Source organism: Kribbella sp. NBC_00382 (assembly GCF_036067295.1).
GTDB lineage: Bacteria > Actinomycetota > Actinomycetes > Propionibacteriales > Kribbellaceae > Kribbella.
On sequence record NZ_CP107954.1, the window covers coordinates 8,231,761 to 8,252,798 of the forward strand.

General features: G+C 67.1%; 20 protein-coding genes. 6 read left to right on the forward strand and 14 right to left on the reverse strand.

The window, feature by feature from the left end; all coding sequences use genetic code 11:
- Window positions 1–643: 643 nt before the first annotated feature.
- Window positions 644–2,293 carry an amidase gene (locus OHA70_RS38580; RefSeq protein WP_328326633.1) on the forward strand — a complete coding sequence of 550 codons (1,650 nt, stop codon included), beginning with the start codon at window positions 644–646 and terminating at the stop codon, window positions 2,291–2,293.
- 70 nt (window positions 2,294–2,363) lie between these two features.
- Here OHA70_RS38580 and OHA70_RS38585 read toward each other — a convergent pair whose 3' ends face one another.
- Window positions 2,364–3,311 (reverse strand): electron transfer flavoprotein subunit alpha/FixB family protein, encoded by a 948-nt coding sequence (locus OHA70_RS38585; RefSeq protein ID WP_328326635.1) that lies wholly within the window; start codon window positions 3,309–3,311, stop codon window positions 2,364–2,366.
- Window positions 3,312–3,325: 14 nt separating this feature from the next.
- Window positions 3,326–4,120, reverse strand: a complete 795-nt coding sequence (locus OHA70_RS38590) for an electron transfer flavoprotein subunit beta/FixA family protein (protein WP_328326637.1) — start codon at window positions 4,118–4,120, stop codon at window positions 3,326–3,328.
- Between the two features lie 106 nt (window positions 4,121–4,226).
- On the opposite strand from OHA70_RS38590, the gene OHA70_RS38595 reads away from it, so the two are divergent.
- Window positions 4,227–4,961 (forward strand): class I SAM-dependent methyltransferase, encoded by a 735-nt coding sequence (locus OHA70_RS38595; RefSeq protein ID WP_328326639.1) that lies wholly within the window; start codon window positions 4,227–4,229, stop codon window positions 4,959–4,961.
- A 45-nt stretch (window positions 4,962–5,006) separates the two neighbouring features.
- Here the strand turns inward: OHA70_RS38595 and OHA70_RS38600 are convergent, their stop codons facing one another.
- The 9 genes from OHA70_RS38600 to OHA70_RS38640 all read right to left on the reverse strand — a co-directional run bounded on the left by OHA70_RS38600 (window position 5,007) and on the right by OHA70_RS38640 (window position 13,758).
- A complete protein-coding gene (locus tag OHA70_RS38600) occupies window positions 5,007–5,987 on the reverse strand; it encodes a hypothetical protein (protein ID WP_328326640.1) in 981 nt (326 codons plus the stop codon).
- A complete protein-coding gene (locus OHA70_RS38605; protein ID WP_328326642.1) occupies window positions 5,980–6,861 on the reverse strand; it encodes an acyltransferase in 882 nt (293 codons plus the stop codon). The genes OHA70_RS38600 and OHA70_RS38605 overlap by 8 nt, the downstream gene beginning before the upstream one ends.
- A gap of 19 nt (window positions 6,862–6,880) precedes the next feature.
- Window positions 6,881–7,828: a class I SAM-dependent methyltransferase gene (locus OHA70_RS38610; RefSeq protein WP_328326644.1), complete on the reverse strand. Its 948-nt coding sequence runs from the start codon at window positions 7,826–7,828 to the stop codon at window positions 6,881–6,883.
- Window positions 7,828–8,607: an enoyl-CoA hydratase/isomerase family protein gene (locus OHA70_RS38615; protein ID WP_328326646.1), complete on the reverse strand. Its 780-nt coding sequence runs from the start codon at window positions 8,605–8,607 to the stop codon at window positions 7,828–7,830. The genes OHA70_RS38610 and OHA70_RS38615 overlap by 1 nt, the downstream gene beginning before the upstream one ends.
- A gap of 91 nt (window positions 8,608–8,698) precedes the next feature.
- The gene (locus OHA70_RS38620; RefSeq protein WP_328326648.1) at window positions 8,699–9,745 is read right to left on the reverse strand and encodes a Gfo/Idh/MocA family protein; all 1,047 of its coding nucleotides are present in this window, start codon (window positions 9,743–9,745) and stop codon (window positions 8,699–8,701) included.
- Window positions 9,742–10,758, reverse strand: a complete 1,017-nt coding sequence (locus tag OHA70_RS38625; RefSeq protein WP_328326650.1) for a Gfo/Idh/MocA family protein — start codon at window positions 10,756–10,758, stop codon at window positions 9,742–9,744. Before OHA70_RS38625 ends, OHA70_RS38620 begins: the two co-directional genes overlap by 4 nt.
- Before the next feature lie 9 nt (window positions 10,759–10,767).
- Window positions 10,768–11,607: a carbohydrate ABC transporter permease gene (locus OHA70_RS38630; RefSeq protein WP_328326652.1), complete on the reverse strand. Its 840-nt coding sequence runs from the start codon at window positions 11,605–11,607 to the stop codon at window positions 10,768–10,770.
- A complete protein-coding gene (locus OHA70_RS38635) occupies window positions 11,600–12,472 on the reverse strand; it encodes a carbohydrate ABC transporter permease (RefSeq protein WP_328326654.1) in 873 nt (290 codons plus the stop codon). The genes OHA70_RS38630 and OHA70_RS38635 overlap by 8 nt, the downstream gene beginning before the upstream one ends.
- Window positions 12,469–13,758, reverse strand: a complete 1,290-nt coding sequence (locus OHA70_RS38640; protein WP_328326656.1) for an ABC transporter substrate-binding protein — start codon at window positions 13,756–13,758, stop codon at window positions 12,469–12,471. Before OHA70_RS38640 ends, OHA70_RS38635 begins: the two co-directional genes overlap by 4 nt.
- 184 nt (window positions 13,759–13,942) lie before the next feature.
- Between OHA70_RS38640 and glgX the strand changes: the two genes are divergently transcribed.
- Window positions 13,943–16,039, forward strand: a complete 2,097-nt coding sequence (gene glgX / locus OHA70_RS38645; RefSeq protein ID WP_328326658.1) for a glycogen debranching protein GlgX — start codon at window positions 13,943–13,945, stop codon at window positions 16,037–16,039.
- Window positions 16,040–16,189: 150 nt separating this feature from the next.
- Entirely contained in the window at window positions 16,190–17,002 is an 813-nt protein-coding gene (locus tag OHA70_RS38650) for an SGNH/GDSL hydrolase family protein (RefSeq protein WP_328326660.1), read from the forward strand.
- Between the two features lie 7 nt (window positions 17,003–17,009).
- Here the strand turns inward: OHA70_RS38650 and OHA70_RS38655 are convergent, their stop codons facing one another.
- Complete coding sequence (locus OHA70_RS38655; protein WP_328326662.1) at window positions 17,010–17,522, reverse strand: PadR family transcriptional regulator; 513 nt, start codon at window positions 17,520–17,522, stop codon at window positions 17,010–17,012.
- 197 nt (window positions 17,523–17,719) lie between these two features.
- On the opposite strand from OHA70_RS38655, the gene OHA70_RS38660 reads away from it, so the two are divergent.
- Both OHA70_RS38660 and OHA70_RS38665 read left to right on the forward strand, forming a co-directional pair.
- Window positions 17,720–18,571, forward strand: a complete 852-nt coding sequence (locus OHA70_RS38660) for a MerR family transcriptional regulator (RefSeq protein ID WP_328326664.1) — start codon at window positions 17,720–17,722, stop codon at window positions 18,569–18,571.
- Window positions 18,568–19,443 (forward strand): transglutaminase-like domain-containing protein, encoded by an 876-nt coding sequence (locus OHA70_RS38665; protein ID WP_328326666.1) that lies wholly within the window; start codon window positions 18,568–18,570, stop codon window positions 19,441–19,443. The genes OHA70_RS38660 and OHA70_RS38665 overlap by 4 nt, the downstream gene beginning before the upstream one ends.
- Here the strand turns inward: OHA70_RS38665 and OHA70_RS38670 are convergent.
- Window positions 19,440–20,396, reverse strand: a complete 957-nt coding sequence (locus tag OHA70_RS38670; RefSeq protein WP_328326668.1) for a DMT family transporter — start codon at window positions 20,394–20,396, stop codon at window positions 19,440–19,442. The genes OHA70_RS38665 and OHA70_RS38670 overlap by 4 nt on opposite strands.
- A gap of 46 nt (window positions 20,397–20,442) precedes the next feature.
- Window positions 20,443–21,024: a dihydrofolate reductase family protein gene (locus tag OHA70_RS38675; protein ID WP_328326670.1), complete on the reverse strand. Its 582-nt coding sequence runs from the start codon at window positions 21,022–21,024 to the stop codon at window positions 20,443–20,445.
- Window positions 21,025–21,038 lie beyond the last annotated feature (14 nt).

The window sequence follows — 21,038 nt, forward strand, 5'->3', positions numbered from 1 at the left end:
CTCACCGGTCCCAATCCCCTCACCACCCACCAACTCCCGAAACCACTCCCGGGTGGCCGCCGAAAACCCCACCCGCTCCACAGCCCGGCCCAGCCCGCCATCCGGTCCATCCACGCCATCCACGCCATCCACGCCCACAACCCCGAATCCCTCCACCGAGTCCACCCACCAAGTCCCGTCATCGAGTCCCTCACCGAGATCGACCACCCCTCGACCCCACCACGGGCCGCCCCCGGCCCGCACGACTCCTGTGACCCACCTCACACCAGCCACGATGCGCGGACCGCTGGCCCGGACGGCGGGCTGGCGAACGGCGGACAGCCGCAGCCACAGGCCCCTGCACCTTGCTCCTTGCCCTCCCCCTGCACCTTGCTCCTTGCCCTCCCCCTGCACCTTGCTCCATGCCCTCCCCCGGCTCCTGCCCCTTGCCCCCCGCTCCTGGCCCCTGGCCCTACTCCTGCCCCTGGCTCTGGCCGGCCCGGCCCCCTGCCCCTGCCCGGAAACGCTCGTCATCGAGCGCCCGCCTGGCCGGCGCCACGTAGCGCCGGGGCTACCGCGACGGTGGAGGCCAGGTGATGTTCCGGCGCGCGGCCGGACGGTGTGCTTGAGGCAGGAGATCTCGACGACCGTGCAGAGGTGGGACATGAGACTGGACCGAATCACGCCCGGGCGACGTGGAGTACTAGCGATGGGCGTGGCCGCCGCAACAGCACCCTGGCTGACATCCGCAACGAACGCGGCAGCAGTCAGCGCGGTGGCACCGTCGGACTCGGCAGTCAGCGCGGCGACACAGTTGGACGGGCCGGACATCACCGTGCTTGCCAGGCGGATGGCGGCGGGGCGGATTTCTGCTGAGGAGCTGACTCGGTACTACCTGGAGCGGATCGACAGGATCGACCGGCGCGGGCCTGGGCTGCGGGCGGTGATCGAGGTCAACCCCGACGCGATCCGCGAGGCACGGCGGTTGGATGCCGAACGGCGGACTCGCGGGGTACGCGGTCCCCTCCACGGACTACCGGTGCTGCTGAAGGACCTCTTCGACACAGCGGACCGGATGCACACCACGGCCGGCTCCCTCGCCTTGGAGGGCGGCCGGCCGACGGCGGACTCGGCGGTCGCGGCCAAGCTCCGAGCGGCTGGTGCGGTACTGCTCGGCAAGACCAACCTGAGCGAGTGGGCCGGTGGCATCTCGATCACCCATCACCCTGGCTGGAGTGCTCGCGGCGGCCAGACACTCAACCCGTACAAGCTGGACCGATCGCCGAGCGAATCCAGCTCCGGTACGGCAGTTGCCGCCGCCGCGAACCTGTGCGTCGCCGGCATCGGTACCGAGACGAACGGCTCGATCGTCGACCCAGCCGCAGCCAACTCCGTCGTCGGCGTGAAACCCACCGTGGGGTTGGTAAGCCGCGCGGGCATGATCCAGGGAGTGCCGAGCCAGGACAGCGTCGGCCCGATAGCCCGTACCGTCCGCGACGCCGCGATCATGCTGGGCGCGTTGGTCGGAGTGGACAAGCGGGACCCGGCCACCGCCGCGAGTCGCGGACATTTCCAGCTGGACTACACGCGGTTCCTCGACGACGACGGGTTGCGCGGTGCGCGGATCGGCGTACCGCGTGAGGTGTACTTCGGCTACAGCAGTCATGCCGACGAGATCACCGAGCAGGCGATCGACGTGCTACGGAAGGCCGGCGCGACGGTGGTCGACCCGGCCGACATCCCGACCGCGCGGCAACTCGAGGACACCGAGACCTCGATCGTGGTGCAGGCGCACGAGGCCAAGCGAGCCATCAACCGGTACCTGTCCACGACCCCCGGCAAGCATCCGCGCAACCTGTCGGAGCTGATCGCCTTCAACCGCGAACACAGCGACCGCGAACTGCTTTACGTACGCCAAGACGGACTTGAGGCCATCCAGGCTCTGGACTTCTCCGAGGCGGAGTACCGAGCTGCCCTGGCCACCAACCATCGCCTGTCCCGCACCGAAGGCATCGACGCCGTACTACGCCAGCACAGCCTCGACGCCCTCGTCATGCCGACCAGCGCCCCTCCAGGCAAGATCGACCTCATCAACGGCGACAACTACCTAGGCGGCAGCTCCACCCCCGCCGCCCTGGCCGGCTACCCAGCCATCACCGTCCCAGCCGGCTTCACCTTCGGCCTCCCCGTAGGCATCACCTTCATCGGCACCGCTTGGTCCGAACCAGTACTCCTACGCCTGGCCCACGCCTACGAACACCATTCCCAAGCCCGCCGAACGCCCACCTACCAGCCCGCCGCCACCACCCCCTAACCCAACGAAGCCGTCAGGTATGAGTCGGCCCGGCCTGCTCTGGGAGCTGGCCGGGCCGGGGTGGTGAGGGTTAGGACTTGCGCTTGGTTACTTCTTCGGTGGTTGCCGGGAGGACCTTGTGGAGGTCGCCGACTACGCCGAAGTCGACCAGCTCGAAGATGGGGGCTTCCTCGTCCTTGTTGACGGCGACGATGGTCTTCGAGGTCTGCATGCCTGCGCGGTGCTGAATGGCGCCGGAGATGCCTGCGGCGATGTACAGCTGGGGCGAGACCGTCTTGCCGGTCTGGCCGACCTGGTAGGCGTGCGGGTACCAACCCGAGTCGACTGCGGCCCGGGAGGCGCCCACTGCGGCGCCGAGGGAGTCGGCGAAGGCTTCGATGGGGCTGAAGTCGCCGCCGGTGCCGCGGCCGCCGGAGACGATGATGGCTGCCTCAGTGAGCTCGGGGCGGCCGGTCGCCTCGCGGGGCTTGGAGTCCGTGATGCGGGCCGTCTTGGCGCCATCGGAGATCGTGACGTCGAACTCCTCCACCTCCGGCGAGGTCTCAGCCGCTTCGGGAGTCGCCGCGTTCGGCTTGACCGTGATGATCGGCGTGCCGTGGGTGACCTTGGCCTGGACGGAGTAGTTGCCGGCGAACACCGACTGCGTGGTGACCGGGCCCTCCTGGACATCGACGGCGTCGGTGATCAGACCGGAGTCGAGCTTGACGGCCAGCCGGGCGGCGATCTCCTTGCCCTCGGCGTTCGACGAGATCAGGATCGCGCTGGGCTCGATCTTGGCCGCGACCTGCTGCAGCGCCTCGGCCTTGGGGGCCACCAGGTACTGCGTCAGCTCGGGGTCGGTCAGCGCGATCACCTTGGTCGCGCCGTACTGGCCGAGCGCGGGCAGCGCGTCCTGCACGTTGTCGCCGATGAAGACGGCGACGGGCTCACCGAGGCGGCGCGCGATGGTCAGCAGCTCCGCGGTCGTCTTGCGGACCTTGCCACCGGTGTGGTCAACGAGAACGAGTACGTTCGACATGAATTGCTCGCCCCTCAGAGGAACTTGTTGGTGGACAGGAACTCGACGAGCTGGGCAGCGCCGCTGCCGTCCTCGTCGGTGACGATCGTGCCGGCCGAACGCGGCGGGCGGGCGGTCACCTCGGTGACCTCGGTCCAGGCCGACGCGGCACCGACCTGGTCGGGCGAGATCTCCAGGTCGGCCAGCGACCAGGTCTCGACCGGCTTCTTCTTCGCGGCCATGATGCCCTTGAACGACGGGTACCGCGGCTCGCCGGACTGGTCCGACACCGACAGCACCAGCGGCAGCGTGCCCTCGATGGTGTCGCTGGCGGTGTCACCGTCCCGGCGGATCGTCACCTTGTCACCGTCGACGGTGACCGACGAGCCGAGCGTGACGCCGGGCAGCCCGAGCCGCTCGGACACCATCGCCGGTACGACGCCCATCGAACCGTCCGTGGAGGCCATCCCGAAGACGACCAGGTCGGCCTCGAGCTTGCCCAGCGCCTTGGCCAGGATCAGCGAGGTCGCCACGGCGTCGGAGCCGTGGATGCCGTCGTCGTTCACGTGGACGCCGGCGTCGGCGCCCATCTGGAGGCCCTTCTTGATGGCGTCCGCGGCTTGCTCCGGCCCGACCGTGAGGATGGTCACTGAACCTTCAGAGCCGTCACCGGCAGTGTCTTTCACGGTCAGCGCGGTCTCGACGGCGTACTCGTCCAGTTCGGACAGCAGCCCGTCGACCCCGGCGCGATCCACCGTGTTGTCCTCGGAGCGGAAGCGGCGGTCCGCCGTGGCATCCGGCACGAACTTCGCGCAGACGACGATCTTCATAGCGTGTGGGACCCCTTCTGGTTAACGGTCTCTCCCAGCCTGCCACGGATGTTACTCGCGAGAAACATATGACGCGTGCGAGTCCCATCACAGTTACAGTCACCTGGTGACCGAGACGTTACCGCTCACCGGTGAAAGAACAGCCCCCGGGATCTGGCATGAGAACTACTGGTTCGCGCGCCACGAGGCCGCCTATCGCTGGATCACGGCGAATTGGCTTACTTCTGAGACCGGCCGCGTCCTCGACGCCGGCTGCGGCGAGGGGTACGGCGCGGACCTGCTGCACCGGGCCGGAGCCAGGCAGGTGTTCGGTCTCGACTATGAAGGTACGACGCTTCGGCACGTCGCGAAGGCTTATCCACAAGTCAATCTGGTGCAGGGCAATCTCGTCCAGACAGCCTTCGCCGACGGGGCCTTCGATCTGCTCGTGTCGCTGCAGACGATCGAACACCTCTGGGAGCAGCCGCGGTTCGTCACCGAGTGCGCGCGGATCACGGCGCCCGGCGCGACCATCGTCCTGAGCACCCCCAACCGGCTGACCTTTCCGAGCGGCAACTGGTACCACACCAAGGAACTCACCGGCCCGGAGTTCGTCGAGCTGGTGGCAGCGGACCTGGAGGTCGTCGAGACCCTCGGCCTCTGGCACGGCGAGAAGCTGACCGAGTGGGAGCAGACGAACGGCTCGGCCGTCGACGCACAGCTCGCCTCGGATCACGCGCAATGGCCGGCCGACCTGGTCGAGTTGGTGACGGAGACCAGCTACGACGACTTCGTGATCCGGGCCGGCGAGCTCGATGACAGTCTCGACCTCATCGTCGTCGCCCGGCCCCGGATCACCTAGCCCGCAATCACGTAGTACGCGGCATCACGTAGTACCGGAAAAACGTCAGGGGCGGATGAAGCGCTCGGCGATCTTGCCGATGATCAGGTAGACCAGCGCCGCGATGCCCCAGTTGACCAGCAGGGTGTTCTTCGCCGTCTCGAGCCGGAAGAGGTCCTTGAACGGGCCCACCAGGTCGTGCCCGCGCTCGAGCACCCACTTCACGATCTCGTTGCTCTGGTTGGCCTGGTCGAGTGCGGTGAAGAGGGCGCCCAGGGCAAGCAGTGCGGCGGCGATGACGGCGATCAGCCAGACCAGCGAGGCCAGCAGGTTCCGGAAGCGCTTGACGCCCGAACCCACCGCGGACATCGCGGCCTTGCCCTTGTCGGTGCTCGAGGAAGACGTCGTGGTCTTCTTCGCAGCAGCCGCGACAGGCTTGCCGGCGTTCTTGGGGGTGGTCGTGCCCGGTACTGCGGCAGCGCTCGGCGCGGCAGGTTGCCGGGTCACCGGCTTGGTCACCGCTGTGTCGTCCTGGGGAGGCTCGGCCGCTGCCTTCTCGCGGGCCTTCTGCTCGGCGACGATCTCGGCCGCCGTCTTCGGTTTCGCGGGCTTCGTCGCGGTCGCGGTCGTGCCGCGCCCACTTGTGGACGCCTCGGTGGACGCCGCCGGCGCGGAAGTCTCCTCAGCCTTCACGTCCGGTGTCACCGCCTTCTCGGCATCGGCGGTCTCGGCCGCCTTGTCGGGTTGAGTACCCACGTCGTCCATCTCCTCAGCCGGGGTCGGTTCCTCGTCCGTCACCGGTGCCGTCACCGGCGGTTTCCTGCGTCGGTTGCCCGGTACCGGGCGCGGCGACAGTTTGCGCCGCACCCTCCAGATCGGTGCCGACGGCACGCCGTCCGCTGTCTCCAACGTAGCCAGATCCACACCGTCCGTCACATCCGCCACCACGATCGGCACCGGATCGACTGCCCGGTGCCGCGCGTCGGTGATCGAGCCGTCGGCGGCCGCCTGGTCCAGGATGGAGCCCTGGTCCGCCTGCTCAGCCACGCTGCGTCTCCTCTTCGACGACTTCCGGGACATAGTGCCCGACTGGTGAGTAACTTGAGAACCCCTTGGTCACATCTGCCTTATCACCAGTTGTCCCCGCGCTGTTACCCCTCGCGTCTTCTTCTGGCGTCGGAGAAGACGGTTTTATGGTCGCCGCGGGCTTGCTGGGCGCGGCGGACAGCTTCGTCGGGGGCGGGTCGCCGGCTTGTAGGCGGGCTGTGGTTTCGGCGTTGGATTTGGCTAGGTCGGCGAGGTAGGCGCGGCGGGGGGCGTCTGCGGCGTACCGGGTCCGGCGGTCTCGGACCACCACGGCGGGGACGCCGACGGCTACGGAGTACGCCGGGATGTTGCCTCGGGCAACGCTGTTGGCGCCGATCACGACGCCGCGGCCGATGTCGGCGCCGCGGGTGATGGTGACCTTGGTGGCCAGCCAGCAGTCGGGGCCGATCCGGACCGGGGACTTGACCAGGCCCTGGTCCTTGATCGGGAGGTCGAGGTCCTCGGTCTTGTGGTCGAAGTCGCAGATGTACGTACCGTCCGCGATCAGCGTCGACGCGCCGATCTCGATGTCCAGGTAGCAGTTGACCGTGACGTCGCGCGCGAAGACCACCTTGTCGCCGATCCGCAGGGTGCCCTCATGGGCCCGCAGCCGCGTCTCGTCGCCCAGATGCACCCATTGGCCGAGGATCAGCCGCCCGTGCCCGGGCCGCGCGACGATCTCCAGCTTCTTGCCGAGGAAGACGAATCCCTCGGTGATCACCTGCGGATGCCGCAGCTTGAACCAGCCGAAGCGCCAGTAGCGCTTCAGGTAGTACGGCGTCCACGCCCGGTGGCGCACCACCCAGCGCAGATTCGCCGCCGTCAACAACCGCATCCGTCCAGTATGTACACCGCTACTTAGCGACTCCGGTGATGGACACGTTGTAGTAGAGCTCATCGGGTACTACCTGAGACAGAACCTTGTCGACCTTCGACAGTTGCAGCCAGGACTTGTAGGCGAACATCCGCCACCCGAACCCGAGCTTCTCCTCCGGTACCGCCGCCTCGAACGTCCGGATCGGCCACCCGACCCAGGCCGCCAGCAGCTCCTCCGTCACAGTCCGTACGTCGACAGCCCCAGCCCGCTCAGCCATCCGGGCCAATGTGTCCGGGTCGAACGTGTGGAGGTCCACGACGGCCTCCAGGGCAGCCGCCCGCGACGACTCGTCGAGCTCCGACTGGGACCGACGCCACCCGGTCAGCGCCGGCAGCTTGGTCACATTGGTCGTGGCCCACCAGGTGAATCGCGACAGCCGCCGCGCCACGAAGTCGCCGTACCGGGTGGGCTCGCCGCAGATGACGAAGCGGCCGCCCGGCTTGAGCACCCGCAGCATCTCGCGGAACGCCAGCTCGACGTCCGGGATGTGGTGGATCACCGCATGCCCGATCACCAGGTCGAAGGTGTCGTCGTCGTACGGCAGCTTCTCCGCGTCCGCGACCTTGCCCTCGATCGCGAACCCGAGCGTGTCCGCGTTGCGCTTGGCCGCCTCGACCATGCCCGGCGACAGGTCCGTGACGTGTGCCTCGGCCAGTACTCCGGCCAGCTTCAGGTTCAGCGTGAAGAAGCCGGTGCCGGCGCCGATCTCGAGCGACTTGCCGTACGGCCAGCCGTCGGACCCGGCCACGTCGGTGAACCGGTCCCGGGCGTAGTCGACGCAGCGTTCGTCGTACGAGATCGACCACTTCTCGTCATAGGTCGACGCTTCCCAGTCGTGGTAGAGCACCTGGGCGAGCTTGTTGTCGTTCCACGCGGCCTCGACCTCTTCGGCGGTGGCGGTGGGCTTCGAAGCAGACGTGGTCATCAGATTCCCTTGAACTCGGCCTTGCCGGGGCCGTTCTCGACAAAAGACTTCATCCCGATCGTGCGGTCCTCGGTGGCGAACAATGCCGCGAACTGCTGCCGCTCGATCTCCAGCCCGGTGTGCAGATCGACCCCGAGCCCGGCGTCGATCGCCTCCTTGGCGGCCCGCAATGCCAGCGCGGCACCGCGAGAGAACTGCCCGGCCCAAGCAACAGCGGCCTGATAAACCTCAGCAGCCGGTACGACCTTGTCGACCAGCCCGATCTGCAGCGACTCGGCCGCGTCCACGAAGCGTCCGGTGAAGATGATGTCCTTCGCCTTGGACGGCCCGACCAGCCGCGACAGCCGCTGTGTGCCACCGGCGCCGGGGATGACGCCGAGCAGGACCTCGGGCTGGCCGAGCTTGGCGTCATCCGCGGCGATCCGGTAGTCCGCGCACAGGGCCAGCTCGCAGCCACCACCGAGCGCGTAGCCGGTGATCGCCGCGACAGTGGGCTTCGGGATGGCGGCGACCGCGCTCAGCGCAGCCTGCAGCGGACCGGAGCGCTTGACCATGTCGGCGTACGACATGTCAGCCATCTCCTTGATGTCCGCGCCGGCCGCGAAAACCCGCTCGCCGCCATAGACCACGACGGCCCGCACCGCGTCGTCCGCGGTCGCCGCCAGCGCGGCGTCGCGGATCTCGTCCTGGACCTGCACGTTGAGCGCGTTCATCTTCGGCCGGTCCAGCCGGATCGTGCCGACCCCGTCGGCCACGGTCAGGTTGACGAACTCACCCATCACAGCTCCTCAGTCTCAGCACTACCCGCGGGTCACATCCTCGGGCACGGTACCGGACCAGTCGAAATACTCGTACTACCGGGAGCCCTGGCTAGACGTCGACGGGCTGCCCGGCGGCGACAGATCGGCGGGCAGCATCCACGATGCGGAGCGTCCGCAGGCCGACTGCACCGTCGGGCTGCGGGACCACTGCCGGCGTAGTACCGGGCACTGCTTTGCCAGATGCCCGTACTGCGCTCAGGAACTCGCCGAGCATCATCGAGTCGAGGTTGCCGCCCACTGCGAGGAAGACCTCGCCGGAAGCGTCCGTACCGCCGACATGCGACTGGAACGGCGCTATCTCCACCGAGCCGTTCGTACCCGTCACCTGCAGCGTCACGCCACCCCAGGTCGGTCCGTTGTCCGGCACGCTCCAGGAGCAGTCGATGGTTGCCAGCAGCCCGTTGTCGTACGTGATGGTGACTAGGCCGCCGGTCTCCACCGACACACCCTTGTCCTGGTGCAGCACGTGGTTGGCGACGGCATGGACCCGCACAGCCTCCGAGCCACCGGTCAGGCCGTCGATGAGGTCGGCGCAGTGCACGGTGTGGTCGACCAGCGCTCCTCCGCCGGCCAGCGCGGCGTCGGTGAACCACTGCCGCTGGGCGTACGGGATCTTCCCGTTGTTCGTCCCCGCTACCGCAAACACGTCGCCGAGCCGGCCAGCCTCTACAGAAGCCCGCAGCCGCCCGTACGACGGCGCGAAGCGCACCGGGTACGCCGTCATGAGGATCACCCCGGCTGCCTCGCAAGCAGCCAGCATGGCCTCGCCATCCGCCACCTCAGTCGCCAGCGGCTTCTCGCAGAGCACATGCGCCCCGGCAGCGGCCGCCCGCTCGACCAGTCCGCGGTGCAGCGCGTTCTCCGAGGTCACCACGACCGCATCGGGGCCCCAGGCAAACAGCTCGTCGTAGGAGTCGACGTAGGGAATGCCAACCTTCTCGGCGAACGCAGCGCCACGGGGACCGGCGTCGGGGGCCGCAGCGCCATCGGGGTCCGAGGACAGCACCTCGACGTCGGGCAGAGCGCCGAGCAACCCGGCGTACGACGAAGCGTGGGTGTGCGCGAAGGACGCGATCGCTACCTTCAGAACCGTCATGCGGGTACTCCTGCCGGGTTGAAGGTAGTCATGTCGACAGTGCGACCTGTTGCCATCGACTCACGAGCAGCCTCGGCCAGGTAGACGGCCGCGGCGCCATCAGCCGCATCTACTCGCGGTACAGCGCCACCACGCAGGGCAGAGGAGAGCTCACGCAACTGGGTCAGGTACGGGCTCTCGAACAGAGTCGAAGACGGGATCAGCAGGTCTCCCCCAACGGCCTCGCCCTGGAGCTCCTCGGCGTACCCGGTCTCCTTGCCGGAGGTGTACTCGAGCACCCCGGAGGAGCCTGCGATCGAGAAGCCGGTCTTGAACGGGGTCCCGGTGGCGCCCCAGGTCGCGCGCAGGTGACTGATAGCGCCACCCTCGTGGGTCAGCGTCACATGGGCCGCCACGTTGACCGGGCTGATCCCGTCCACGTTCGGCGGGCTCTGCACGGCGTACACGCTGGTCACCTCGCCGCACAGCCAGCGGGCCTGGTCGAGGTCGTGCACCATCAGGTCCATGATGACGCCGCCGGAGCGGGCGACATCGCGGTACCAGCCGGCGCCGGCTGGTGACGACGCCTGCCGGAAGAAGCGAGCGACGGCCACCTTTCCGATCCGCCCTTCTTTGACGGCGGAGTGCGCAGCGACGTACTCCGGGAAGTACCGGACCACATGCGCCGGGTAGATCCGTACGCCGGCAGCCGCGGCCGCCTCGGAGAGCTCGTGCGCGTCACTGGCCCGCAGAGCGAGCGGCTTCTCGCAGATCACGTGCCGGCCGGCCTTGATCGCCGCCAGTGCGATCTCCTTGTGCGTCGCCGACGGCGTGACGATGTCGACGAAGTCCACCTCCGCGAGCAGCCCGTCAAGCGTCGGAGCGAACTCCAATCCGTAGCGAGCGACGAGTTCCTCGGCGCCGGCGGCCGAGTGCACGAGCACCCGCGCGCCGAGCGCCTGCCAGGCCGCGACGTGAACGTGCGCGATGTTGCCCGCGCCGATCAGCCCGACCGTCAGGTCAGAGTCAGACATGGATGTCCTCTACTTGAGTCCGGAGAATGCAATGCCTTCGACGACGCGACGCTGCAGTACGACGAAGAGGATCAGGATCGGCAACATCGCCATCAGGGCCGCCGCCATCATCACTCCTGGCGAGATGCTGCCCTGATATCCAGCCAGGGTCGCCAGGCCCACGGCAAGAGGCATCTCATCTGGCGAGGAGGTGACCACCAGCGGCCAGAGCAGATCGGCCCACGACGCGAGCACGGTGATGATCGCCAGCGAGATCAGTCCTGGCTTGGCGACGGGCAGGACGACCTTCCAGAAGGTCTGCCACGGGTTGCAGCCGTCCAGCCGCGCGGCCTCCTCCAGCTCGACCGGGATCGTCCGGAAGAACTGCATCATCAGGAAGGTCCCGAACGCGCTGAAGACACCCGGCGCGATGATGCCCTGGATGGTGTCCAGCCAGCCGAGCCGCTGGATGATCTGGTACTGCGGGATCAGGTACACCTGACTCGGCACCATCAGGATCGACAGGATCAGCGCGAGCATCAGCCCCTTGAACCGGAACGACATCCGCGCGAACGCATAGCCGGCCATCGAGCACAGTACGAGCTGCCCGACCGTACGGCCGAGGGTGACCGCGACCGACACCCAGAACTGGTCCAGGAACGGCAGCCGCTGGAACACCTCGGTGAAGTTGCTCCACTCCAGGCCCTTGGGCAGCAGGTTCGGCGGTACCGCCTGGATCTCGGCGTTGCTGGAGAACGCCAGCTTGAGCTGCCACAGGAACGGGAACATCATCACCAGGCTGCCGATGACGAGCACCACGTGCGCGAGCCGGTTGCTGCCCAGCCGCTGCTGGTCCGCACGCTTAGTCATAGCTCACCCACCTTCGCTGCAGCCGGAACTGGAACAGGGTCAGCAACCCGACCACCGCCAGGATCAGTACTGCGACCGCCGCGGCGTACCCGCGTTCGTTGCCGACGAAGGCCGCGTCGTAGAACAGGAAGACCAGCGACTGCGTCTTGGGCATCACCGGATTGGTCGGCCCGAGCAACGCGAACAGCTGGTCGAAGAGTTGGAACCCGGCGATCGTGGTGATCACCGACAGGAAGAAGATCGACGGCGTCAGCAACGGCACGGTGATCGACCGGAACTGCTGCGACCGGCCCGCGCCATCCAGCGAGGCCGCCTCGTAGAGCTCGCCCGGAATACCCTTCAGCCCGGCCGACAAGACGATCAGGTTGAACCCGATCGACATCCACAGCCCCAGCAAGGCGACCGCGATCAGCGCGAACCACGGCTCGGTGATCCAGGACGGTCCGTCGATCCCGAACACGCCGAGCGCCTGGTTCAGTACGCCGTACTCGCCGTTGTAGATGATTCGCCAGACCAGCGAGATCGCCGTCGGCATCGCGACGTACGGGAGGAAGAAGAGCGTGCGATAGACCATCGCGCCCTTCAGCCCCGGCCGGTTCAGCAGGCTGGCGAACAGCACCGCGATCGGGATCCCGAGCAGCACGATCGCCGTGTAGACGACCGTGTTGACGACTGCCCGGTAAACCTGCGAGTCACCGACCAGCTGGCTGTAGTTGGCGATGCCCACCCAGGTCGCACCACCGAACGGCCCCGTCTCCGTGAAGCTGTCGTAGAGCGTCTTGACCAGCGGCCACAAATAGAAGACCAGAACACCCAAGAAGGTCGGCAGCACAAAGACCCAAGGCCACTTGCCGTCCTTGCTCACTTTTCCTTGCCCAGCGCCTCGTCCATCTTGGTCGCGACCTGGGGGCCGACCTCGGACATCGGCTTGGTGCCGCCGAAGGCCGCGATCAGGTCGTCGGTCTCGAGCTGGTTCCAGACGCCGGTGTCCTTCGAGACCGGGTACGGCTCGGAGTACTGCTCGGCCGCCTCGATGTAGGTCTTCAGGTTGTACTGCGGCGCGCTGTTGACGAAGTCCGTCTGCGTTCCCGTGTACGCCGGGTTCGCCGCGCCGGCCTTGGCCTGGATCAGCGCCGCGTCCTTGCCACCGAGGAAGGCGAGGAACGCCGCTGCCGCCTCCGGGTTCTTCGTCTTGGCGCTCATCACGTTGGCGATGCCGTGGATCACCGTCTTGCGACCGCCGTTGGGGGCCTTCGGCAACGGCACCACACTGAAGTCGTTCTTGTACGGTGACTTGAGCGCGGCCGAGACGACCCAGTTGCCGTTCCACATCATCGCGGCCTTGCCGTCGAAGAACCGGTCCTGGCTCTTGGTCTCGGCGTTCTGCGCGGCGGTCGGGGTGTAGCCGCCCTTGACCATGTCGGACCAGAACTGCAGCGCCTCGATCGACTTCGGATCGCCGTATCCGGACTTGCCGTCCTTGATCACGTAGCCGCCGTTGCTCAGCATCGCCGGGTAGAAGTCGGACTGGTTGCCGAGATTGTCACCACTGGCCCAGATGCCCTTGGAGCCGAGCGCCGCCTTGAGCTTCACCGCGGCAGCCTTGTAGTCGTTCCAGGTCCAGTCGGCCGTAGGCGCCGCGACCTTGGCATCGGCGAAGAGCTTCTTGTTGTACCAAAGTGCGATCGTGTCGTAGTCCTTCGGTACGCCGTACTGCTTGCCGTCGAGCGTGTAGAGGTCGTCGAGCGCCTTGGGGTAGTTGGCCGGGTCGACCTGCTTGGCCCCGATCAGCCCGTCGAGGGTGGCGAGCTGCTTGTTCGAGGCGAACAGCTGGAAGTTGGGTCCGTTCATCCAGAACACGTCGGGCAGGTTGTTCGACGAGCCCTGCGTCTTGAGCTTGGTGAAGTACTGGTCGAAGGTGGCCAGCGAGATCGACACCTTCACGTCCGGGTACTTCTGGTTGAACGCCTTGACGATCTGCTGCATCGCGGGCTGCTGGTTGACGTCCCAGATCGCGTAGGTGAGGTCGCCCTTCACCTTCGCCGGATCGTCGGGAACCTTCGCGTCGCCCGCGCCGCCGGAGTTGCCTCCGCAGCCGGCCAGGGCGAGCGCTGCCAGGGTGAGCCCGGCCAGGACAGATGGAATTCGCATGATGTCTCCTCCGGCAACCTGTTACCCGACCTGCATCGTGCCAGGTAAATTAGTAACGGTGTCTACGTTTGTATCATTGCGTGTCCATGCTCGCAACTACCCATCTCCGCGCATTATCAACACTATTGCGCTCAACTTGTGACGCAGCCGAGCACGTTTGACCTGTCATGGGCACAATGTGCCGGTGACCGAAGCCACCGCCGCCCCGAATGAGCTCGGCCCATCGCCAGATCCGGAGCTCCGGCTGGGCGCGGTGGTCCAGTCCGATGGCACGACCTTCAGCGTCTGGGCGCCGGCCGCCGAGCGGGTCGAGCTGACGCTGATCTCCGGCGACGGGAGCCAGCGCAATCTGGACCTCGCGCACACGGGCGAGTACTGGACCGGGTTCGTCGCGGGAGTCGGGCACGGGCAGCGGTACGGGTACCGGGTGCACGGTCCGTTCGACCCGACGCACGGGCTGCGGTTCAACCCAGCCAAGCTGTTGCTCGACCCGTACGCGCGTGCCGTCGACGGATCACTCGACTTCGCGTCTCCGCTGATCTACGACTCGTCGGAGGGCGACTCGGCTGGGCACGTACCGGTTGGCGTGGTCGTCGCCTCGTCGGAGCCGCCGCCACCCATCAGTCGGCCGGTTCCATGGACCGAGACGGTGATCTACGAGCTCCACACCAAGGGGTTCACCAAGCTGCATCCCGACGTACCGGAGCACCAGCGCGGCACGTACGCCGGACTGGCACACCCGTCCGTCATCGCGTATCTGACCGATCTCGGGGTGACCTCGGTCGAATTGCTGCCTATCCACCACTTCCTGACCGAGCCGGCGATCGCGGCGCGCGGGCTGCCGAACTACTGGGGCTACAACTCGCTCAACTACTTCGCGCCGCATGCTCCGTTCTCGTCATCCGGGTCGCTCGGTGAGCAGGTTGCCGAGTTCAAGGCAATGGTGGCCGCGTTCCATGCGGCGGGGATCGAGGTGATCCTCGACGTCGTCTACAACCACACGGCCGAGGGTGGCTTCGACGGGCCGACGCTGAGCTTCCGTGGGCTCGACAATCGCGCGTACTACCGGCTGACGCAGGGCGGCGCGATGTACGACGTGACCGGGACGGGCAACTCGGTCGACACCTCGCATCCGCAGGTACGGCGACTGGTGATGGACTCGCTGCGGTACTGGGTCGAGGAAATGGGGGTCGACGGGTTCCGGTTCGACCTGGCGGTGACGCTGATCCGCAACGAGCGGCATGAGGTCGACACGGTCGGGCATCCGTTCCTGGCGGAGGTCGCGGCGGATCCGGTGCTCGGGCGGGTCAAGCTGATCTCCGAGCCGTGGGATGTCGGGAACTTCGGCTACCAGGTGGGCAACTTCGGGACGCCTTGGTCGGAGTGGAACGGGAAGTACCGGGACAGCGTGCGCGACATCTGGCGCACCTCGTCGTACGGGGTGCAGGACCTCGCGTACCGGCTCTCGGGATCGAGCGACCTGTACGGCGACGACGGGCGGTACCCGTATGCGTCGATCAACTTCGTCACCGCGCACGACGGGTTCACGCTGCGCGATCTGGTGTCGTACGACCACAAGCACAACGAGCTCAACCGCGAGGACAATCGCGACGGGACCGACGACAACCGCTCCTGGAACTGTGGTGTCGAGGGCGAGACGGACGATCCTGGCGTGATTGCGTTGCGCAAGCGGCAGATGGCGAACCTGATGTCGACGCTGGTGCTGTCGACCGGCGTGCCGATGATCACGGCCGGCGACGAGTGCGGCCGGACGCAGCACGGCAACAACAATCCGTACTGCCAGGACAACGAGACCTCGTGGTTCGACTGGTCGCTGCCATCGGTCTGGTCGGATCATCTGGCTTTGACCAAGAAGCTGCTGGCGTTGCGGGCCGCGCATCCGACCTTGCGGCAATGGCACTACTTCTCTGGTCAGCCGGTGGTGCCGGGTGGGCGCAAGGATCTTTCGTGGATCGCGCCGCACGGCGGTGAAATGACCGAGAACGACTGGCACGACGGGAATCTGCGCACGATCGGGATGTTCCTGGCCGGCGACGCGATCCGCGGAACCGATGCCGACGGCAACGTTCCGGTGGACAACTCGTTCCTGCTCGCGCTCAACGCGACGGCCGAGACGCGGGACGTCGTCGTACCGGACGAGTCCTGGGCGCCGGCGTACGAGGTCGTGCTGGACACGAGCTCGAGCGGCGCGACCGAGGTGGTCGCGGGCGCCGTCGTACCGCTCGCTCCTCGCTGCCTGGTGTTGCTCCGCGCGCTCTGACTCACGCGCCTGCCCGTGTGCCCAAGGTGCTTGTTTTGCGAGTCTCTGGGGTTGTTCATCTTCGTGGGGTACCTTCTCCCGTCACCAGCTGTTCACGTCCGGGTCACCTGTTGTGTTCCGGCACTGGGGTGATGTCCGGAGGGGGCCAGGATGGCTTTGTTGCAGGCGGGGAAGCGGCACTACGAGCCGAGCAAGTACGACCACTCGACGCCGATCGGCGTGCTGCACCAGATGGTGCTGCGCTGGGGTGACGCGGAGCGGACGACGTCGCGCCGGGCCGTCCGCCGGTGGCTCGACGGGGTCGCCTTCGTCGACGTCCAGGCGCGGACCTTCGCGGAGTACTGGAACCGCCACAACGAGACCGCCCTCGCCGGCGACGGACCGCTCTGGGTCGTACTGGGCGACTCGACCGCGCAAGGGCTGGGCGCTACGTCCCCGATGCATGGATATGTGGGCCAAGTGGCAAGGGTTCTGGACGAACGCTCCAGCCGCCCGTGGCGCATCCTGAACCTGTCCCGGGCCGGCGCCCAGGCGGCGCATGTTCTGCACGACCAGCTCGCGGTGCTCGACCAGTTGGGCGTAAAGCCAGACTTGGTGACCTGCGGCATCGGCAGCAACGACATCCTCGGCACGGCGCCGAAGACCTTCCACAGCAACCTTCGCCAGTTGATCCGGCGACTGCCGTCGTACTCGGTGGTGATGGATCTCCTGCTGCCGGACAGATTCTGGGCCATCGGCGGACTCGCCAGCCCGTATGTCGCCGGTATCAACCGGACCATCCACAGCTCAGCAGCCGAACGCGGCCTGCCGGTCGCAGAGCTCTCCCGCCACGTCCGCCCGCCATGGCGCGGCAAGCTGGCTCCCGATCTTTTTCACCCGAACGACCTCGGCTACCAGCATCAGACGAACGCCTTGCTGGCCGCGCTGCCGGCGACTCTCACCCGCGCGACCAGTCCGGCGTAGCTGTCCATCAGGCTTCGGGCGTCTTGGGGCCGTCGGCGAGCAGCAGGTAGATCGAGCGGCGAGCCTCGGTGAGGATCTTGGCCGCCGCGGTGCGCTGCTCGTCGGAGCCGCTTCGGGCGACCTGTCGAGTGGCTGAGTGCAGTTCCTCGAGCAGTCCGCGCAGATCGCTGGCGGGCTCCGCGTTCGCGAATCCGGCGAACGGATCGACGGACGTCTCGCGACGCTCCTCGACGTACTGACGGCCCGCGTCGGTGAGGGTGACGAGCTTGCGGCCGGCGTCCGCGGTGACGGTCACCAGGCCCTCGTCCTCCAGTTGGTTGATGGTCGGGTAGATCGCGCCGGGACTGGGGGTCCAGCGTCCGCCGCTGCGGTCGGCGATGGCCTGCATCAGCTGGTAGCCGTGCATCGGCTCCTCGCCGAGCAGGATCAGGACGGCCGTTCGGACATCGCCGCGAGGTGCGCGTCCGCGGCCTGCGCCGCGTCCCGGGCCCCGGCCACCGCGTCCGCGGTGCATCGGCATGCCTTCTCCCATCCGCGGTCCACCGCGGCGGGGGTGTCGGTGACCGCCTCGGCGGCCTTCACGTGTGTTTTCTGGGGTGTTCATCGATTCCTCCTCGATATTGTTCATGACACTAAAGATATATCGTTAGCGTCATGAACACAAGAGGCCTGTGGAAACTTGTTCCTGCCCCTGGGGCAGGGTGTTCACTGATCCGCATGGCAGAGGCACGGGAGATCGAGGGTGAGCTGACGACCGGCGAGTTCGGCCGACGCTCAGGGCTGTCCCACAAGGCACTACGCCTGTACGACGTATCGGGGCTGCTCGCCCCGGCCCGGGTCAACCCGGTCAACGGCACCCGCCTGTACTCCGCGAGCCAACTCGAGCGCGCCCGCCGGATCAGCGTGATGCGCCAACTCGGCATGCCACTGGCGACGATCACCGAGGTACTGTCCGGCACCGACGAGGAGGGCCTGATCCGGCTCGACCGGTGGTGGGCAGCCGAGCAAGCGAGCAACGAGGCGCGCAAGGCGACCCTTGAGTACCTGCGCAACCGGATGCTCCGAACACCCGGCCCGGGGCTGGCGCCTCGAGCGGTGCTGACCCGGTTCGTGCCAGAGGCCAAGGTGGCCTGCATCCGCGCGGATTCGGATCAGCAGTCGCTGGTCGGCGTACTGGTCTCGTCGATGATGGAGATCCACGCGCACCTGGAGCAAGCCGGGGCCGAGCTGCCCGGGGGCTGGTCGGTGATCTTCCACGGACCGGTGACGCCGGAGAGCGAGGCCACCGTCGAGGTGTGCGTGCCGTTCACCGGGCTGGTGGACCCGGCCGGGCCGATCGCGATCCGGGTCGAGCCGGCCCGTTCCGAGGCGTACTGCACGATCACCAAGGACGAGTGCAGCTATCCGCGGATCATGATCGCCTACGACCTCGTCGACGCCTGGGTGCGGCGCTCCGGGTGGCTGACGACCGGGCCGGTCCGCGAGATCTACCACCCCGGCTTCCAGTACGCCGCCAGCTCCGACCTGTCTGTCGACATCGCCCAACCGATCGAAGGAACAGCACGATGAACTACGCCGAACAGACTTCTTACAGCGACCCCGGTGAGCACGCCGGGTTGTTCGACGCGCTGCCGTCGGACATTCCCGGACTGACGGCGGTGATCCGCAATCTGCTGATCCACTATCGCGGGGGCGGGATCGAGTTCACCGGCGATCGCTACGAAGAGATCAACCATCGCTGGGTCTCGGCGATGCTCGCTACCGACCAACGGCGCAACGGCACTGCGCTGGCCGTGCCGCGGGAGCCCTTTGACCGGGTTGTCGGATGTTGCCGCGACTACACCTTGATGACGGTGTCCGCCTTGCGGCACAAGGGGATTCCCGCGCGCAGCCGGATCGGGTTCAGCTCGTACTTCGCCGATGGGTTCAACCATGACCATGTCGTCGTGGAGTACTGGAACGGCGAGCGCTGGGTGATGGTCGACGCGCAACTCGATCCGGGGCCGCACTGGAAGTTCGATCCACAGGACATGGTTCCTGGGTGGTTCCGGTCGGCGGCCGAGGTGTGGTTGGGGTATCGCTCCGGTGAGCTGGATGGCGACGACTTCGGGGTGGACCCGGCGCTGCCGATCAAGGGCGGCTGGTTCATCCGGAATTATGTCTTCTTCCAACTGGCCCACCTGCAAGGCGATGAGCTGCTGCTCTGGGACAGCTGGGGCACGATGACCGGCTCACTGGATGGCGCCGACCTCGAGCTGACCGATGAGATCGCAACGCTTTTGGTTGCCGCTGACAACGGAGACGATGCGGCGTTCGAAGCACTGACTGCTCGCTACGCCGCGGATCCTGAACTGCGCCCGGGAGACCAGATCGTGCAGTTGTCGCCAGCCGGCGATCCGCCGGTGACGGTCGACCTCAAGCGTCGCGTGGTGGTGCCTTAAGCAGCTGGTGGCGGAGTGGGTGATCGTGACGACTTGGGGAGCATGGTGATTGCTACGGCGGCGAGGGTGAGGGCTATCGCGATCCAGGTTGTTGCGGGCGGGTGGTGGGCGCCGAGAGTGTCGAGGAGTACGGCGCCGAGGAGTTGACCTACGACGCTGGCGAGGCCGAAGACGAGTACTCCGACTCGGCGGACGACCGTGGTGGCGATGGCGATGATGGCTACGCCGATGAAGCCTCCGCAGTACAGCCAGGGCTTGGTCGGGAGCTCGCCAGGGGTGGCGCCGCGGAGCAGGAACTCGATCGGCAACGCGATGCAGAGCGTGCACCCGGCGACGACGAAGTTGACGAGCGCGGCAGCCCAGGGCGAGCCGGCGATGGCGCCGACGCGACCATTCAGGGCGGACTGCAGAGCGAGCGCCAGGCCTGCGATCACCGGAAGTGCGAGTAGCCAGAGGTTGCTATCGCCCGCCAGTTGGTCATGACCCGCGATGGCAACGGCGGCGACACCGGCGGCTGCGCCGATGATCCGCGGCATGGTGATCGCGCGCGGGCCGCCCGGACCGAGTCCGGCGCGATCGACGGCGAGGCTGCCGGCCGACGTACCGCCGACGACGGCGACCACGAAGATGCCGACGCCGATCGATCCGACGCTAACGCCTTGGCTGACGACGTACAGGGCACCACCGACGCCACCGAGACACTGCCACCACCGAAGGCCTTGTACTCGCAGTGCCTCACGGATCTGACTGAGTGCCCGCCGACCGCCGCGCGATGCGGGGACGATGAGCAGCAACACGAGGATGCCGCTGCCGGTCGAGATCATCGACGCGAGTACACCGTCACCGAGACTCGCTCCCAGCCCACCATTGAGCCGAGCCTGCACCGCCAGTCCAACCCCACCGACTGCAGCCAACCCGACCATCGGCAACCGCTGAACCTCGGGAACCCTCACCCGACGGATCCTCCCACCCCGCCAGCCGACCTACTCCTCCGACAGCTCAGCGAAGCACCCGGTAGCGGAGGTGAGTCGCCTCCGGAGTGTCGACGACCTTGACGACCTCGAGCTCGATCCTCTTCGGCAGCACATCGAAGAGCCGACGACCGCTGCCGAACAGGACCGGAATCTGATGGATCTGAAGCTCGTCGAGTACGCCTGCTTCGAGGGCCGTCTGCGCCGTGTAGGCGCCATGCACCAGCACCCGCCCATCCCCTGCGGCTTCCTTGGCCAGCGCCATCGCGTTGACGATCCCGTCCGTCACATACGTCACCTTCGGGTACTTGGCCACCGAGGGTGCGGGCGGCCGATGACTCGGCACGATGATCTGCACCCCGTTCCGCTCCCCACCCCAGTGATCCACCTGCTCGACAGTGTTCCGCCCAGCGACGATCGCACTGAAGTCACTCATCTCGTCGACCACTTCCCGAGCCGGCCCACTGACGTTCCCGAACTCCCCATCCGGCCCGATGAACCAGTCATGCAACCGCATGAACCCATCCCCACCCGGATTGGCCGGAGTGTCAGCCGGCCCAGCAATGAACCCATCCAACGACATCGACATATACAGAACCGAAGTAGCCACAGTCCCTCTCCTCA

Coding starts and splice junctions, on each gene's coding strand:
- OHA70_RS38640 (WP_328326656.1), bottom strand. CDS start 13,758: ATGCGAATTCCATCTGTCCTGGCCGGGCTCACCCTGGCAGCGCTCGCC.
- OHA70_RS38660 (WP_328326664.1), top strand. CDS start 17,720: ATGGCAGAGGCACGGGAGATCGAGGGTGAGCTGACGACCGGCGAGTTC.
- OHA70_RS38655 (WP_328326662.1), bottom strand. CDS start 17,522: ATGCCGATGCACCGCGGACGCGGTGGCCGGGGCCCGGGACGCGGCGCA.
- OHA70_RS38590 (WP_328326637.1), bottom strand. CDS start 4,120: ATGAAGATCGTCGTCTGCGCGAAGTTCGTGCCGGATGCCACGGCGGAC.
- OHA70_RS38630 (WP_328326652.1), bottom strand. CDS start 11,607: ATGACTAAGCGTGCGGACCAGCAGCGGCTGGGCAGCAACCGGCTCGCG.
- OHA70_RS38605 (WP_328326642.1), bottom strand. CDS start 6,861: ATGCGGTTGTTGACGGCGGCGAATCTGCGCTGGGTGGTGCGCCACCGG.
- OHA70_RS38615 (WP_328326646.1), bottom strand. CDS start 8,607: ATGGGTGAGTTCGTCAACCTGACCGTGGCCGACGGGGTCGGCACGATC.
- OHA70_RS38580 (WP_328326633.1), top strand. CDS start 644: ATGAGACTGGACCGAATCACGCCCGGGCGACGTGGAGTACTAGCGATG.
- OHA70_RS38610 (WP_328326644.1), bottom strand. CDS start 7,828: ATGACCACGTCTGCTTCGAAGCCCACCGCCACCGCCGAAGAGGTCGAG.
- OHA70_RS38625 (WP_328326650.1), bottom strand. CDS start 10,758: ATGTCTGACTCTGACCTGACGGTCGGGCTGATCGGCGCGGGCAACATC.
- OHA70_RS38620 (WP_328326648.1), bottom strand. CDS start 9,745: ATGACGGTTCTGAAGGTAGCGATCGCGTCCTTCGCGCACACCCACGCT.
- OHA70_RS38585 (WP_328326635.1), bottom strand. CDS start 3,311: ATGTCGAACGTACTCGTTCTCGTTGACCACACCGGTGGCAAGGTCCGC.
- OHA70_RS38650 (WP_328326660.1), top strand. CDS start 16,190: ATGGCTTTGTTGCAGGCGGGGAAGCGGCACTACGAGCCGAGCAAGTAC.
- OHA70_RS38665 (WP_328326666.1), top strand. CDS start 18,568: ATGAACTACGCCGAACAGACTTCTTACAGCGACCCCGGTGAGCACGCC.